The organism is Agromyces sp. 3263, assembly GCF_031456545.1.
Taxonomy (GTDB): Bacteria; Actinomycetota; Actinomycetes; order Actinomycetales; family Microbacteriaceae; genus Agromyces.
This window is the reverse complement of record NZ_JAVDUV010000001.1, coordinates 614663-630060: the sequence shown is the minus strand read 5'-3', so window position 1 is coordinate 630060 and position 15398 is coordinate 614663. Positions and strand designations below refer to the sequence as shown.

The window sequence follows — 15398 nt, the reverse complement described above, 5'->3', positions numbered from 1 at the left end:
CGGGATTCCAGCGCAATGAGCGGATGCCGCGTGGGCGGCAGACGCCGTGGGCTCAGCGCGCGGACTGCTCGGGCACCCGCGCCTCGACGAGCTGCAGCACGCGCGCGGCGACGCTCACCGCGATCGCGGCGGGCTCCTTGGAGCGGATCCCGTCGATGCCGATCGGCGTGGACACGCGGGCCAGGTCGTCCTCGGCGACGCCCGCCGCGAGCAGCTGCGCCCGGAACCGCGCCCATTTCGATCGCGAGCCGATGAGTCCGATCGAACCGATGCCCGGCGTGCGCAGCGCGGACTCGACGATGGCGAGGTCCTCGACGTGATCGTGCGTCATGACGAGCACGTGCGCTCCGGTCGGCAGGTCGGCGAGCGCCGCCTCGGGCACGGGCAGCTGCCGCACGACGACGGTCGCGACGGCGTCGGACAGCGGGCCCGAGCCCGAGCCCGAGCCCCGCGCCGCGCCCAACCGCTCGGGCGCCAGCATCTCGGCCCGCGAGTCGACGAGGGTCAGCTCGATCGGCTGCCGCGCGAGGATACGGGCGAGTTCGAGCCCGACGTGGCCGAGCCCGAACACGGCGACGGCGGGCACGACCGGCACGGGTTCCAGCAGCATGGTGACCTCTCCTCCGCAGCACTGCACGCCGTAGTCGGCGACGGCCTTGTCGCTCAGCGTGAGCGTGAGCAGCTCGGGCTCGGCGGCGGCGAAGCCATCGGCGAGCAGCTCGCGCGCCCGGTGCAGGGCGGTCTGCTCGAGGTTGCCGCCGCCGACCGTGCCGAACGCGGCATCCGCCGAGACCACCATCTTCGCCCCGCCGTTGCGCGGCGCGTGCCCGCGCACCATCGCGACCGTGACGAGCACCGCCGGCGTGCGCGAGGCGCGCAGTCGCTGCAGGGCGTCGACCCAGTCCACGCGGCCTCCTACGAGTCCGAGGGCACGAGGTGCCCGGTGGCTCCGGATGCCGCACCGCCGGCGCTGGCGGCATGGGATCCGTCGCCCGCCGTGCGGTCGTCCACGGCGTCCGCCCGACGGCCGCCCGCGGCATCCGCCCGCTCGTGGCCGATCGCAGCCGACCGCTGCGCGCCGAGGATCGCCCGGTACGTCGTCTCGGGCGTCGCCGGCGAGCCCAGTGCGACACTGCGGCCGGCCGGCCCGAACGCCCCCACGGCCTCCCGGATCGCCTCGCGCACGCTGAACGCCAGCATGAGCGGCGGCTCGCCGACCGCCTTCGAGCCGTAGACGACGCCCTCCTCGGCGGCCTGCTCGAGCAGGTGCACGTTGAACTCGTCGGGCATCTCCGAGAAGCTCGGCAGCTTGTAGGTGCTCGCCGACTGGGTCAGGAGGCGACCGCGGCCCGGGCCGTCGGACTCATCCCATCGCAGCTCCTCGAGCGTGAGCCATCCGGCGCCCTGCACGAACCCGCCCTCGACCTGGCCGAGGTCGATGATCGGCGAAAGCGAATCGCCGACGTCGTGCAGGATGTCGACCCGCAGCATCCGATGCGCGCCGGTGAAGCCGTCGACCTCGACCTCGGTCGCGGCCGCGCCGTAGGCGAAGTACTTGAACGGCTCGCCCTGCATGCGCTCGGTGTCCCAGTGCAGGCCGTCGGTGCGGTAGAAGCCCGCCGCCCACAGCTGGACGCGCTGGTCGTACGCGGCCTGCACGACCTCGAGGAACGTGAACCAGGGGCCCGATGCGCCGAGCCCGGACACCCGGCCCCGGGAGAACCGCACGTCCCGCTCGTCGACGCCGAGCATGCGGCCGGCGACGGCGGCGAGCCGGTGGCGGATCTGCTCGCACGCGTCCTTCACGGCACCGCCGTTGAGGTCGGCGCCCGACGACGCGGCGGTGGCCGACGTGTTCGGCACCTTGTCCGTGCGGGTCGGCGCGAGCCGCACCGTCTCGAGGGGCACGCCGAGGGCCGTCGCGGCGACCTGCAGCATCTTCGTGTGCAGGCCCTGGCCCATCTCGGTGCCGCCGTGGTTCACGAGCACCGAGCCGTCCTTGTAGACGTGCACGAGCGCGCCGGCCTGGTTGTAGGCGGTGAGCGTGAATGAGATGCCGAACTTCACCGGCGTGATCGCGAGGGCACGCTTGACGTCGTCATGCTGGGCGTTGAACGCGGCGATGCCGGCGCGACGGGCGTCGAAGTCGCTGCTCGCCCGCAGCTGGCGCCAGATCGACTGCAACCGTTCGGCGTGCCGCACGGGCTGTCCGTAGGGCGTGGTCTGCCCCGGTCGGTAGAGGTTGCGCTCCCTGAGCGCGGCCGGGTCGATGCCGAGCACCGGAGCCGCCCGACCGAGCGCCTCCTCGACGACGAACATGCCCTGCGGGCCGCCGAAGCCGCGGAACGCGGTCTGCGACGTCTTGTTCGTCTTGGCGACGCGCCCCTGCGCGACGAAGTTCGGGATCCAGTAGGCGTTGTCGACGTGGCAGAGCGCCCGGCCCATGACCGGCTCCGACAGGTCGAGGCTCCAGCCGCCGTCGGAGGTGAGCGTCGTGGCCAGCGCGAGGATGCGCCCGTCGTCGTCGAAGCCCGCCTTCCATTCGATGTGGAACGGATGCCGCTTGCCGGTCATCGTGAGGTCCTGCGTGCGGTTCAGCCGGAGCCGCACCGTGCGACCGGTGAGCATCGCGCCGAGCGCCGCGATCGCCGCGAACCCGTGCGGCTGCATCTCCTTGCCGCCGAAGCCGCCGCCCATGCGCAACGCCTGCACGGTCACGCGATTGCTCGGCAGGCCGAGCACGTGCGCCACGATCTCCTGCGTCTCGCTCGGATGCTGCGTGCTGCAGTCGACGAAGACCTGCCCCTCCGAGTCGATGCGGGCGAGCGACGCGTGCGTCTCGAGGTAGAAGTGCTCCTGCCCGCCGATCTCGATCACCCCGTCGAAGACGTGCGGGGCCGCGGCGAGCGCCGACTCGGGGTTGCCCCGGCGGATCGTGCGCGGGATTCCCTGGAACGAGCCGGCCTCGATCGCCTCGGGCACGGTGATGATCGACGGGAGCGGCTCGTACTCCACGCGCACGGCGGCGGCGCCGAGCCGGGCGGCCTCAGCGGTCTCGGCGAGCACCCAGGCCAGCGCGTGGCCGTGGAACATCGCCTCGTCGGGGAAGAGCGGCTCGTCCTCCTTGACGCCCGCATCGTTCACGCCCGGCACGTCGGCGGCGGTGAGCACCCGCACGACGCCGGCCACGTCGAGCGCCGGCGCGACGTCGAGGGCGACCCGCGCGTGCGCCTGCTCGGACTGCACGGGCCAGGCGGTCAGCACGCTGCGATCGCGCGCCGCGAGGTCGTCGGTGTAGACGGCGTGGCCGGTCGCGTGCAGCGCCGCGCTCTCGTGCGGGGTCGGGCTGCCGACCACCGGTTCGGCCGGCCGCGTGGCGAGCTCGCTCATGCCGGCACCCCCTCGGCGATCGGTGCGGCCGGATGCGACCGGTGCAGCTTCAGCAGCGCGGTGCCGAGCATGAGCGAGCGGTATTCGGCGCTCGCCCGGTGATCCGACATCGGGGTGCCCTCGGTCGCCAGCACGGATGCCGCGTCGCGGGCGGTCTCGTCGTTCCACGGGCGCCCGGCGAGCGCCGCCTCCGTGGCACGGGCACGCAGCGGCGTCGCGGCGACCCCGCCCAGCCCGATCCGCGCGGCCGTGACGGTGCCGTCGTCGTCGAGGTCGAGCGCGAACGCCACGGCGACGCTCGAGATGTCGTCGAACCGCCGCTTCGCCACCTTGTGGAACGCGGCGAGGCCGGCGAGTGGGAGCGGGATCCGCACCGAGCGGATGAGCTCGCCGGGCCGGCGCACGGTCTGCCGGTAGCCGGTGAAGTAGTCCGCGAGGTCCACCTCGCGCTCGCCGTCGGCCGAGATGAGCACGACGACGCCCTCGAGCGCGAGCAGCGCGGGGGCCGTGTCGCCGATGGGGGAGGCGGTGCCGAGGTTGCCCCCGATCGTGGCCCGGTTGCGGATGAGGGGCGACGCGAACTGCGGGAACAGGTCGGCGAGCAGCGGGACGCGCCCGTCGAGGCGGCGCTGCACCTCGGCAAGGGTGAGCGCGGCGCCGAGCTCGATGCTCGCGTCGCCGACGGTGAAGGTGCGCAGCTCGGGCAGGCGCTCGATGGCGATGGTGAGCGCCGCCCGCCGGCCGCGGAGGTTCACGTCGACGCCCCAGTCGGTGGTGCCCGCGACGACGGTCGCGTCGGGCTCCTCGCCGAGCAGGGCGAGCGCCGCGTCGAGGGAGGCGGGCCGCACGAACCGTCCGTCATCACCGTCGAGGCGCGTCGGCAGGGACTCGGGCGCCGGTCGCGAGCGGCGCTCGGCGAGCGGGTCGTCGGCATCGGGGGAGGCGAGCGCGTAGGCGGCATCCCGGATCGGACGGTAGCCCGTGCAGCGACAGAGATTGCCGCTCAGCGCGTGCAGGTCGAAGCCGTTCGGGCCGTGATGGGCGTCGGTGCGGCCCTCCACGGTGGCCGCGGCATCCGGTGCCTCGATGTCGCCCTCGTGGCGGTCGCGGCGGTAGAACTCGGCGGCCATGCTGCACGCGAAGCCAGGGGTGCAGTACCCGCACTGCGACCCGCCCGCCGCGGCCAGCCCGGCCTGCACGGGGTGCGGGCGCTCGGGGGAGCCGAGGCCCTCGGCGGTGACGAGCTCTTGACCTGCGAGCGCCGCGACCGGCACGAGGCAGGCGTTCACCGCCGTCCACTCGGTGCCGCCATGGTCGTCGTCGGTGGCCAGCAGCACGGCGCAGGCGCCGCACTCGCCCTCGGCGCACCCCTCCTTGCAGCCGGTGAGACCGAGGCTGCGAAGCCAGTCCAGGGTGGTCGTCTGCGCAGCGATGCCCCGCAACGGGTGTCGCCGTCCGTTGACGGTCACGTCGATGTGATCCATGCACACTCCTTTGTCGGAGTCTACGCCGGGGACTTGCGCTCGATCCGGTGACGCCGGGCACGCATCTGCGCCAAGATGAGGGCAGCGCGAGGAGTATCGACCCGGAAGGGAGCGGCCGCCGCATGAGCATCGAGATCGCCCGTGACAGCGAGGTCCCGGGTGGCGAGGAGATCCTCACCGCCGAGGCGCTCGCGTTCGTCGAGGAACTCCACCTGCGCTTCGACTCCCGACGCCGCCAGCTCCTCGACGCACGCGCCGAGCGCCGGGAGCGGATCGCCCACGGGGAGACGCTCGACTTCCTCCCCGAGACCGCCGAGACCCGCGCCGCACACTGGCTGGTGCCGCCGCCGCCGCCCGCGCTCGCCGACCGCCGGGTCGAGATCACCGGTCCGGCGTCGCCGGCGAAGATGGCGATCAACGCCCTGAACTCCGGCGCACGCGTGTGGCTCGCCGACCTCGAGGACGCGTCGAGCCCGACCTGGGCGAACGTGGTGGCGAGCGTGCGGAACCTCCGCGACGCGGCATCCGGCACCCTCGCGTACACCTCGCCCGAGGGCAAGGCGTACGCGCTGCGCGACGACATCCGGAGGCCCACCGTCGTCACCCGCCCGCGCGGCTGGCACCTGCCCGAGAAGCACGTGCTCATCGACGGCGAGCGCGGCTCGGGCTCGCTCGTCGACTTCGGGCTGCACTTCTTCCACACCGCGCGGCAGCTCCTCGACAACGGCGACGGCCCGTTCTATTACCTGCCGAAGCTCGAGGGGCGGCTCGAGGCGAGACTCTGGAACGACGTGTTCGTGTACGCGCAGGAGGCGCTCGACCTGCCGCTCGGCACCATTCGGGCCACGGTGCTCATCGAGACCATCCCGGCGGCGTTCGAGATGGACGAGATCCTCTGGGAGCTGCGCGAGCACGTGTCGGGCCTGAACGCCGGCCGCTGGGACTACCTGTTCAGCATCATCAAGGTCTTCCGCGACGCGGGCCCGGAGTTCATCGTGCCCGATCGGGCCGACGTGCAGATGACCGCGCCGTTCATGCGCGCCTACACCGAGCTGCTCGTGCAGACCTGCCACCGCCGCGGCGCCGTCGCGATGGGCGGCATGGCGGCGTTCGTGCCGAACCGCGCCGACCCCGAGGCGACCGCCGTCGCCTTCGAGAAGGTGCGGGCCGACAAGACCCGCGAGGCGAACGACGGCTTCGACGGGTCGTGGGTGGCCCATCCCGACCTCGTGCCCGTCTGTCGAGAGGTGTTCGACTCGGTACTCGGCGACCGGCCGAACCAGCTCGACCGGCAGCGGCCCGAGGTCGACGTGTCGGCCGCCGAACTGCTCGACGTCGCCTCGACCGGCGGTGCCGTCACCGAGGCGGGCCTGCGCACGAACCTCTCGGTCGGCGTCGCCTACACGGCCGCATGGCTCGCGGGCAGCGGCGCGGTCGCCCTGCACAGCCTCATGGAGGATGCGGCAACGGCGGAGATCTCCCGATCGCAGGTGTGGCAGCACCTCCGCCACGGCGTGGTGCTCGCCGACACCCGGCGCACGATGACGCCCGAGCTCGTGCGCGAGGTGTTCGACGAGGAGGTCGCGAAGCTCCGCGCTGAGACGACTCCCGAGCGGTTCGCCGCCTACACCGAGCCCGCCGCCCGCCTCGTCGCCGAGCTCTGCCTCGCCGACGAGTACGTCGACTTCCTCACCCTCCCGGCCTACGAACTGCTGGAGTGAGCGTGCGCACCGCCCTCTCGGCCGTCACCCTCGCCGCGATCGACGCCCGGCTCGCCGCGACCGACCGGCTCCTCGCCACGGCCTATCCCGGTGACGACGGCTCGCGCCAGCCGGTGCACACCGTCTACGTGCCCGCCGACCGGTACACGCCCGAGCTGCCGGCGCTGTGGGGACGCGACGCGCTGGCGGCCGTCGACGGGGCCGGCGGGGTCGAGGCGGTCGCGGTCGCGGTCGGCCTCGACGACGCGACCGCCGCGGCCGTCGCCTCCGGGGTCGAGCAGAAGCTCGTGCTCGAACCCATCGAAGACCTCCGGGTCGACTTCGAGGACGGGTACGGCGACCGCGGCGACGACGTCGAGGACGCCGACGCCGTCCGCGCAGCGAAGCGCATCATCGCCGCCGAGGGCGCCGGGTTCGCCCCGCCGTTCGTCGGCATCCGGATCAAGTCGCTCGAAGCCGCGACGCGTGCCCGCGGCATCCGCACGCTCGACCTGTTCGTGACCGCCCTCCTGGAGCACGGCGGACTGCCCGACGGGCTCGCGCTCACGCTGCCGAAGGTGTCGACCGTCGCACAGGTCGAGGCGATGGCGGATGCCGCGGCCGCCCTCGAACGCGCGCACGGACTCGCCGACGGCAGGCTCCGGTTCGAGGTGCAGGTCGAGACCCCGCAGGTCGTGCTCGGTGCCGACGGACGGTCGCCACTCGCCCAGCTCGCGACCGCCGTGCCCGGGCGCATCAGCGGGCTGCACTACGGCACCTACGACTACAGCGCCGCGCTCGGCATCGCGGCGAGGTACCAGTCGATGGAGCATCCCGCCGCCGACCTCGCGAAGGGCCTCATGCAGATCGCCGTCGCCGGCACGGGGATCCGGCTCTCGGACGGGTCGACGAACGTGCTGCCCGTCGGCGCCGGCACCAACGAGGCGTGGCGGCTGCACGCCCGGCTCGTGCGCCGCTCGCTCGAGCGCGGGTTCCCACAGGGGTGGGACCTGCACCCGCACCAGCTGCCAACGCGGTTCATCGCCACCTACGCGTTCTACCGCGAGGGGTACGCCGAGGCGTCCGCTCGCCTGCGGAACGCGACCGGCGAGGCGAGCACGGCCGGCGGTGCCGTGCTCGACGAGCCGGCGACGGTGCGCGCGCTCGCCGGGTTCGTGCTGCGCGGCGTGCGCTGCGGGGCGATCCTGCCCGGCGAGGTCGCAGCCGACACCGGCCTCGACGAGACGGCGCTCGTGGCGCTCGCCCACCCGCGCCGAGCCACGGGCGCGACGAGCCCGACGAGCCCGACGAGCCCGACGAGCCCGTCGAGCACCACGAGCTGAGCGGATGCCGCGGCCCCCGCGGCGACGGACGAGGAGGTCCCATGAGCTACTACACCCCGCAGGGCGGGCTGCCCGAGCAGACCGAGCTGCTCACCGATCGCGCGATCGTGACGGAGGCGTACACGGTCATCCCGAAGGGCGTGCTGCGCGACATCGTCACGAGCAACCTGCCGGGGTTCACGAACACCCGCGCGTGGATCCTCGCCCGGCCGATCGCCGGGTTCGCGACGACGTTCTCGCAGCTCATCGTCGAGATCGGCCCGGGCGGCGGCGCCGACTGGCCCGAGCGGGAGGAGGGGGTCGAGGGCGTCGTGTTCGTGACCGCGGGCGAGCTCACGCTCGAGCTCGAGGGCGACCAGCACGTGCTCGAGGCGGGCGGCTACGCCTACCTCGCGCCGGGGGCGAGCTGGGCGATCGCCAACGAGGGCTCTGAGTTCACGAGCTTCCAGTGGATCCGAAAGGCGTACGAGCCGCTCGAGGGCCACGAGGTGACGTCGTTCGTCACGAGCGACGCCGACGTGCCGCCGCAGGAGATGCCCGGCACGAACGGCGCCTGGTCGACGACGCGGTTCGTCGACCCCGACGACCTCGCGCACGACATGCACGTCAACATCGTGACCTTCCAGCCGGGTGGGGTGATCCCCTTCGCCGAGACGCACGTCATGGAGCACGGGCTGTTCGTGCTCGAGGGCAAGGGTGTGTACCGCCTGAACGGCGACTGGGTCGAGGTCGAGGCCGGCGACTTCATGTGGCTCCGGGCGTTCTGCCCGCAGGCCTGCTACGCGGGCGGGCCCGGGCCGTTCCGATACCTGCTCTACAAGGACGTCAACCGGCAGGTGCGGCTGACCGGCCTGGCCGCCGGCCGCACGGCCAGCCGATGGGGATGAGCGAGCGGATGCCGCGGACGGCCGCTGCGGCATCCGGCCCCGTCGCGGCATCCGGGCCCCTGGATCTCGTGCTCGAAGGCGGGCGCGTGCTCGTGGACGGCGTGTTCGCACCCGCCGAGGTCGGCGTGCGCGACGGTCGGATCCTTGCCGTCGCCCCGCTCGGGGCGGCCCTCGGGCGGGACGCGGCGGAGGTGGTGCGGCTCGCCGATGACGAGGTGCTCATGCCCGGGCTCGTCGACACGCACGTGCACGTGAACGAGCCGGGCCGCACCGAGTGGGAGGGCTTCACGTCGGCGACCCGGGCGGCCGCCGCCGGGGGCGTCACGACGATCATCGACATGCCGCTCAACAGCATCCCGCCGACGACGTCGGTCGCGGCCCTGGCGGCCAAGCGGGCGGCGGCGCGCGGACGCGTCTTCGTCGACGTGGGCTTCTGGGGCGGGGTCGTGCCCGGCAACCTCGCCGACCTCGAACCGCTCGTGGCCGAGGGCGTGTTCGGGTTCAAGTGCTTCCTCGTCGACTCGGGCGTCGACGAGTTCCCGCCCGTGTCGGCCCGCGAGATGGAGGCGGCCATGCGCGTCGTCGCGGCGGCCGATTCGCTGCTCATCGTGCACGCGGAGGACGCCGCGGTGATCGGCGCGGCGGCGCACGCGCTGCCACACTCGCACGGCCGCGACTACGCGGACTTCCTGGCGTCGCGTCCCGCGACGGCCGAGCACGCCGCCATCGCCGCGGTCATCGAGGCGTCATCGCGCACGGGTGCGCGGGCGCACATCCTCCACCTCAGCGCGGCGAGCGCGCTCGGGCTCATCGCCGGAGCCAAGGCCGACGGCGTGCCCCTCACCGTCGAGACATGCCCGCACTACCTCACGCTCACGGCCGAGGAGGTGCCGGCGGGCGCCACCGCGTTCAAGTGCTGCCCACCGATCCGGGATGCCGCGAACCGCGATGCGCTGTGGTGCGGACTCGAGGAGGGCGTCATCGACTTCATCGTCTCCGACCACTCGCCGGCGCCCGCCGAGCTGAAGTTCGCCGGCGACGGCGACTTCACCGAGGCGTGGGGCGGCATCGCGTCGCTGCAGCTCGGGCTCGGCCTCGTGTGGACGGAAGCCCGACGCCGCGGCATCCCGCTCGCCCGCGTCGTCGAGTGGATGTCGGCGGCGCCCGCACGCCGGGTCGGCCTCTGGGCCAAGGGCGCGATCGCCGTGGGCCGCGACGCCGACCTCGTGGTGTTCGCGCCCGACGAGCGGTACACCGTGGATGCCGCGGCGCTCGAGCACCGGCATCCGATCACGCCCTACGACGGACGCGAGCTGCACGGCGTCGTCCGGCGCACGTGGCTCACGGGCTCGCCCGTCGACCGCACGGTTCCGCGCGGGCGACTGCTGCGGCGGGCAGAATCGCAGGGTGCAGGCGATGAGGCTTGAGGAGTTCAACGCCGCCGATCGCGACGAGGCGATCGCGTGGCTGCGCCCGTGCGTCGACGTGTCACGCTGGTGCGCCGAGCTCGCCGACGGCCGGCCGTACGCGTCGGTCGAGGACCTGCTCGACGCGGCTGCACACGCCGCATCGCCGTTCACCGCCCGGGAGGTGGACGGCGCGCTCGCGCACCACCCCCGAATCGGCGAGCGTCCGGCCGGCACCGGCGCCGAGGCGGCGATGTCGCGGTCCGAGCAGTCCGGCGTCGACCCGGCCGACGCCCGGGTGGCGGACGAGCTCGCCCACGGCAACCGGGCGTACGAGCAGAAGTTCGGACGGGTGTTCCTCATCCGGGCCGCGGGCCGCTCGGCCTCCGACATCCTGGCCGCGCTCACCCAGCGGCTTGCGCACACGCCGGCCGAGGAGGAACCGGTCGTCGCCGACCAGCTGCGCCAGATCGCCGTGCTCCGACTGAAGGGACTCCTCGCATGACCACCTCCCGGATCACCACCCACGTGCTCGACTCGTCGACGGGCGTACCTGCCCAGGGCATGCACGTCGAGCTCGCCGGTCGCGAGGGCAACGGCTGGCGGCAGCTCGACGCCGGCACGACCGACGCCGACGGCCGCATCATGCGCCTCGGCGGCGACGACCTGCCCGCCGGCGAGTACCGTCTGCGCTTCGACACCGGGGCCTACTTCCGGGCGAGGAACGCGGTGACGTTCTACCCCGAGGCGATCATCACCTTCATCGTCACCGACGATGGCCGGCACGTCCATGTGCCGCTCCTGCTGAGCCCGTTCGCCTACTCCACCTACCGAGGGAGCTGAGCCATGACCGAGTCCGCGATCGTCCTCGGCGCCAACCAGTACGGCAAGGCGGAGGTGCGCGTCGTGAAGCTCACCCGCGACACCGCCCGGCACGAGATCGACGACCTGAACGTGACCTCGCAGCTGCGTGGCGACTTCACGGCGGCACACCTCGCCGGCGACAACGACCACGTCGTGCCGACCGACACGCAGAAGAACACGATCTTCGCGTTCGCCCGCGACGGCATCGGGGCGCCCGAGACGTTCCTGCTGCGGCTCGCCGACCACTTCACCGGCACCTTCGAGTGGGTCCGCGGAGGACGGTGGGAGGCCGAGCGCTTCGAGTGGGAGCGCATCCGCACGGGGTCCGCGGAGCACGATCACGGGTTCGTGCGCTCGGGGCGCGAGGTGCGCACGGCGCTCGTCATCGCCGACGGCGCCGACCGCCACGTGCTCGGCGGCCTACGGGGGCTGACGGTGCTGAAGAGCACGGACTCGGGCTTCGCGGGGTACCCGAAGGACCGCTACACGACGCTCCCCGAGACGACCGACCGCATCCTCGCGACCGAGGTCACCGCCCGGTGGCGCTATGGCACCGACGGAGGGGCCGCCCGGGCCGAGGTCGACTACGACGCCGTGTACGCGTCGGTGCGGGGCCAGTTGCTCGAGGCGTTCGCCGACGGCTACTCGCCGGGACTGCAGGCGACCCTCTTCGAGATGGGCCGTCGGGTGCTCGAGGGCCAGGCCGAGATCGCCGAGATCCGTTTCTCGATGCCGAACAAGCACCACTTCCTCGTCGACCTCTCGCCGTTCGGGCTCGACAACCCCAACGAGGTGTTCTTCGCCGCAGACCGCCCGTACGGCCTGATCGAGGCCGCCGTGGTGCGCGAGGGAGTCGACAGCCCGGCCGTCGCCTGGGACGCGGTCGGCGCGTTCTGCTGACGGTGCGGCATCGACTGGGCACCCGGCCCGCGATAGCGTCGGGGGATGCGGATCCTCCTCGTCGGCGCCGGAGGCGTCGGAGATGCCATCGCGAAGATCGCGGCTCGTCGCGACTTCTTCGAGCTCCTCGTCGTGAGCGACTACGACGAATCGCGGGCGGAGCGCACCGTGGAGTGGATCCGCGAGCGGCATGGCGATGAGGTGGCCGCCCGGTTCGCCACGACCAGGATCGACGCGAGCGACCCCGACGTCGTGGCATCCGTCGCCCGCGAGATGCGCGCCACGCACGTGATGAACGCGGTCGAGCCGAAGTTCGTGCCGTCGATCTTCGCCGGCGCGCTGGCCGCCGGGGCCGACTACCTCGACATGGCGATGAGCCTGTCCGAGCCGCATCCGACCGACCCCTACGCGCAGACCGGGGTGAAGCTCGGCGACGACCAGTTCGCGCAGGCCCCCGACTGGCAGGCCGCCGGCCGGCTCGCGCTCGTCGGCATGGGCGTGGAGCCGGGCCTGTCCGACGTGTTCGCCCGATACGCCGCCGATCACCTGTTCTCCGACATCGACGAGCTCGGCGTGCGCGACGGCGCCAACCTCGTCGTCACCGATGAGGAGGGCAACGAGATCTTCGCCCCGTCGTTCTCGATCTGGACGACGATCGAGGAGTGCCTGAATCCGCCCGTGATCTGGGAGGAGGACGGGGGCTGGTTCACCACGCCGCCGTTCAGCGAGCCCGAGGTCTTCGACTTCCCCGAGGGCATCGGCCCGGTCGAGTGCGTGAACGTCGAGCACGAGGAGGTGCTCCTCATGCCCCGTTGGGTCGACGCGAAGCGGGTCACGTTCAAGTACGGCCTCGGCGATGAGTTCATCACCGTGCTGAAGACCCTGCACCTGCTCGGCCTCGACTCGACGACGCCCGTGCGGGTGCGCTCGGCGAACGGCCCGGTCGAGGTCGCGCCGCGCGACGTGGTGGCGGCATCGCTGCCCGATCCGGCGACGATCGGCCCCCGCATGACCGGCAAGACCTGCGCCGGGCTGTGGGTCACGGGCACGGGAACCGACGGGACGCCGCGCGAGGTGTACCTGTACCACGTGTCCGACAACGAGTGGACGATGGCCGAGTACGAGGCGCAGTGCGTGGTGTGGCAGACGGCGCTGAACCCGGTCATCGCGCTCGAGCTCCTCGCCACCGGCGCGTGGACGGGCACCGGCGTGCTCGGCCCCGAGGCGTTCGACGCGGCGCCGTTCCTCGAGGTCATGGCCCGCCCCGAGTCCGACGGCGGCTACGGCCAGGCGTGGGGCATGGAGGACCGACTGGCGTGACCGCCGCTGACGCACCGGCGATGGCGCAGGCGATGGCGGATGCCGCGGACGCCCGCAGCGGCATCCGCACCCGTCCGGCGCGTCCCGACGAGCTCGACGGCGTGCTCGCCCGCTTCGAGGCTACCTGGGGAGAGGGCCGCGGACCCGACCGCTCGATCATCCAGGCGATCGACCACGCGGGCAACACCGTGCTGGTCGCCGTCGCCGTCGACGTCGACCTCGGCCAGGGCGGTGCGGATGCCGCGGACCCACCGATCGGCGCCACGCTCGGGTTCCTCGGCTGGGCGGGCGGCCTGCACCTGCACTCGCACATGAACGCCGTCGACCCGTCGGCGCGCGGACGCGGCATCGGCGTCGCCCTCAAGCTCCGCCAGCGGGCGGTGTGCCTGGCGCACGGGATCAGTGAGATGCGCTGGACGTACGACCCGCTCATCCGCCGCAACGCCCGCCTCAATCTCGTGCGCCTCGGCGCCGAGGTCGTCGCGTTCCGGCCCGACTTCTACGGCGTGCTCGACGACGCGATCACGGGCCGCGACCGCAGCGACCGGTTCGAGGTGCGGTGGCGCCTGGACGCGCCACGCACCGCGCGGGCGCTCGTCGGCGGCGCAGTTCCCGAGTGGCGTGCCGAGGGCGGCCTCCCGCTCGTCGCCGACTTCGAGGCGGTTCGCGCCGCCGACCCCGCCGCCGCCGCACGGCTCCGCGACGCATCCCGGGCGGCGTTCGCGGTGCTCGCGGCCGACCCCGGCCTCCGCGTCGACCTCGATGCGAACGGCGACTACGTCTTCACGCGCGACGACCCCGACCGGGAGGCATCATGAGCGACACGACGAGCGACACGACCGGCGACGTCCCCACCATCGAGCGCATCGAGCTGCATCGCCTCGAGGTGCCGCTCGTGCGCCCGTTCGAGACCTCGTTCGGCCGCGAGACGGTGCGCGAGGTGCTCCTCGTGCACGTGCGCACCGATGCCGGCGAAGGCTGGGGCGAGTGCGTCGCCGGCCGCGACCCGTTCTACTCGGGCGAGTACGTCGACGGTGCGGCATCCGTCATCGAGCGCTACCTCGCACCCGCGCTGCTCGACGAGGGTGAGCGCGCGAAGATCCACGCAGCTGCAGCGAAGACGCCGCAGCGCCGGGTGACGGATGCCGCGGGCGCGGCCGGCCTCGACGGGCCGGGTCGGCGCGGGGCATCCGTGCCGCTGACGGCATCCGTCGCCCCGACGCTCGCCTTCGTCGCGGGCCACCGGATGGCGAAGGGGGCGCTCGAGGCGGCCGTGCTCGACGCGGAGCTGCGAGCGCAGGGCCGCTCGATGGGCGAGCTGTTCGGCGCCACCCGCGACTGGGTCGACTGCGGCGTGTCGGTCGGCATCGCGCCGACCCTCGAGGAGCTGCTCGACGAGGTCACCGGCTACGTCGAGGAGGGCTACCGCCGCATCAAGCTCAAGATCAAGCCCGGCTGGGACCTCGTACCCGTGGGAGCCGTGCGCGAGCTGCTCGGGCCCGCCGGGCTGCTGCAGGTCGACGCGAACACCGCCTACACGGCGGACGACATCCCACTGCTCGCCGAGCTCGACGCGTTCGGCCTGCTGCTCATCGAGCAGCCGTTCGCCGAGGAGGACCTCGCCACGCACGTGCGCCTCGCCGAGGCGTGCGAGACGCCCGTGTGCCTCGACGAGTCGATCCTCGACGTGACGACGGCCGTCGATGCGATCGATCGCGGGGCGACCAGCGTGGTGAACATCAAGCCGGGTCGCATGGGCGGCTACCTCGAGGCACTGCGCGTGCACGACGCGTGCCGCGCGCTCGACGTGCCGGTGTGGTGCGGCGGCATGCTCGAGACGGGGATCGGTCGCGCGGCGAACGTCGCGCTCGCAGCGCTGCCGGGCTTCACCCTGCCGGGCGACACCTCGGCGTCAGGCCGATACTTCGCCGAGGACCTCACCGAGCCGTTCGTGCTCGGCGACCCTGCCGGCGAGCATCGCGGGCAGCTTCGGGTTCCGGATGCCGCGGGCACCGGCGTGACCGTGCGCGAGGACCTCGTGCGCGCCTGGGCGACGCGCGAGCCCGTGGTGCTCACTCGCTGACCCCAGCGGCAGACGTCCAGC

13 protein-coding genes are annotated in these 15398 nt (G+C 73.1%); 10 read left to right on the top strand and 3 right to left on the bottom strand.

Features of this window, described 5'->3' with window-relative positions; translation table 11 throughout:
- Window positions 1-52: 52 nt before the first annotated feature.
- From xdhC to J2X63_RS02810, 3 genes are read right to left on the bottom strand one after another with little or no spacing between them, the layout of a single operon-like run.
- Window positions 53-907, bottom strand: a complete 855-nt coding sequence (xdhC, locus tag J2X63_RS02820; RefSeq protein WP_309973678.1) for a xanthine dehydrogenase accessory protein XdhC — start codon at window positions 905-907, stop codon at window positions 53-55.
- Window positions 908-915: 8 nt separating this feature from the next.
- A complete protein-coding gene (gene xdhB / locus J2X63_RS02815) occupies window positions 916-3390 on the bottom strand; it encodes a xanthine dehydrogenase molybdopterin binding subunit (RefSeq protein WP_309973676.1) in 2475 nt (824 codons plus the stop codon).
- Window positions 3387-4874 carry an FAD binding domain-containing protein gene (locus tag J2X63_RS02810; RefSeq protein WP_309973674.1) on the bottom strand — a complete coding sequence of 496 codons (1488 nt, stop codon included), beginning with the start codon at window positions 4872-4874 and terminating at the stop codon, window positions 3387-3389. The genes xdhB and J2X63_RS02810 overlap by 4 nt, the downstream gene beginning before the upstream one ends.
- Window positions 4875-4996: 122 nt before the next feature.
- On the opposite strand from J2X63_RS02810, the gene aceB reads away from it, so the two are divergent.
- From aceB to menC, 10 genes are read left to right on the top strand one after another with little or no spacing between them, the layout of a single operon-like run.
- A complete protein-coding gene (aceB, locus tag J2X63_RS02805; RefSeq protein WP_309973672.1) occupies window positions 4997-6595 on the top strand; it encodes a malate synthase A in 1599 nt (532 codons plus the stop codon).
- 2 nt (window positions 6596-6597) lie between these two features.
- Window positions 6598-7917: a DUF6986 family protein gene (locus J2X63_RS02800; RefSeq protein ID WP_396133140.1), complete on the top strand. Its 1320-nt coding sequence runs from the start codon at window positions 6598-6600 to the stop codon at window positions 7915-7917.
- Window positions 7918-7958: 41 nt separating this feature from the next.
- Window positions 7959-8804 (top strand): bifunctional allantoicase/(S)-ureidoglycine aminohydrolase, encoded by an 846-nt coding sequence (locus J2X63_RS02795; protein WP_309973667.1) that lies wholly within the window; start codon window positions 7959-7961, stop codon window positions 8802-8804.
- Window positions 8805-8812: 8 nt separating this feature from the next.
- On the top strand, window positions 8813-10231 hold the full coding sequence (gene allB / locus J2X63_RS02790) for an allantoinase AllB (RefSeq protein ID WP_309973665.1): 1419 nt from the start codon (window positions 8813-8815) through the stop codon (window positions 10229-10231).
- On the top strand, window positions 10221-10715 hold the full coding sequence (uraD, locus tag J2X63_RS02785) for a 2-oxo-4-hydroxy-4-carboxy-5-ureidoimidazoline decarboxylase (protein ID WP_309973662.1): 495 nt from the start codon (window positions 10221-10223) through the stop codon (window positions 10713-10715). Before allB ends, uraD begins: the two co-directional genes overlap by 11 nt.
- Window positions 10712-11053, top strand: a complete 342-nt coding sequence (uraH, locus tag J2X63_RS02780; protein WP_309973660.1) for a hydroxyisourate hydrolase — start codon at window positions 10712-10714, stop codon at window positions 11051-11053. The genes uraD and uraH overlap by 4 nt, the downstream gene beginning before the upstream one ends.
- Window positions 11054-11056: 3 nt before the next feature.
- Window positions 11057-11974: a factor-independent urate hydroxylase gene (gene pucL / locus J2X63_RS02775; protein WP_309973658.1), complete on the top strand. Its 918-nt coding sequence runs from the start codon at window positions 11057-11059 to the stop codon at window positions 11972-11974.
- 45 nt (window positions 11975-12019) lie between these two features.
- Window positions 12020-13294, top strand: a complete 1275-nt coding sequence (locus tag J2X63_RS02770) for a saccharopine dehydrogenase C-terminal domain-containing protein (protein WP_309973656.1) — start codon at window positions 12020-12022, stop codon at window positions 13292-13294.
- Window positions 13291-14112: a hypothetical protein gene (locus J2X63_RS02765; RefSeq protein ID WP_309973653.1), complete on the top strand. Its 822-nt coding sequence runs from the start codon at window positions 13291-13293 to the stop codon at window positions 14110-14112. Before J2X63_RS02770 ends, J2X63_RS02765 begins: the two co-directional genes overlap by 4 nt.
- Window positions 14109-15377 carry an o-succinylbenzoate synthase gene (gene menC / locus J2X63_RS02760; protein ID WP_309973651.1) on the top strand — a complete coding sequence of 423 codons (1269 nt, stop codon included), beginning with the start codon at window positions 14109-14111 and terminating at the stop codon, window positions 15375-15377. Before J2X63_RS02765 ends, menC begins: the two co-directional genes overlap by 4 nt.
- Window positions 15378-15398 lie beyond the last annotated feature (21 nt).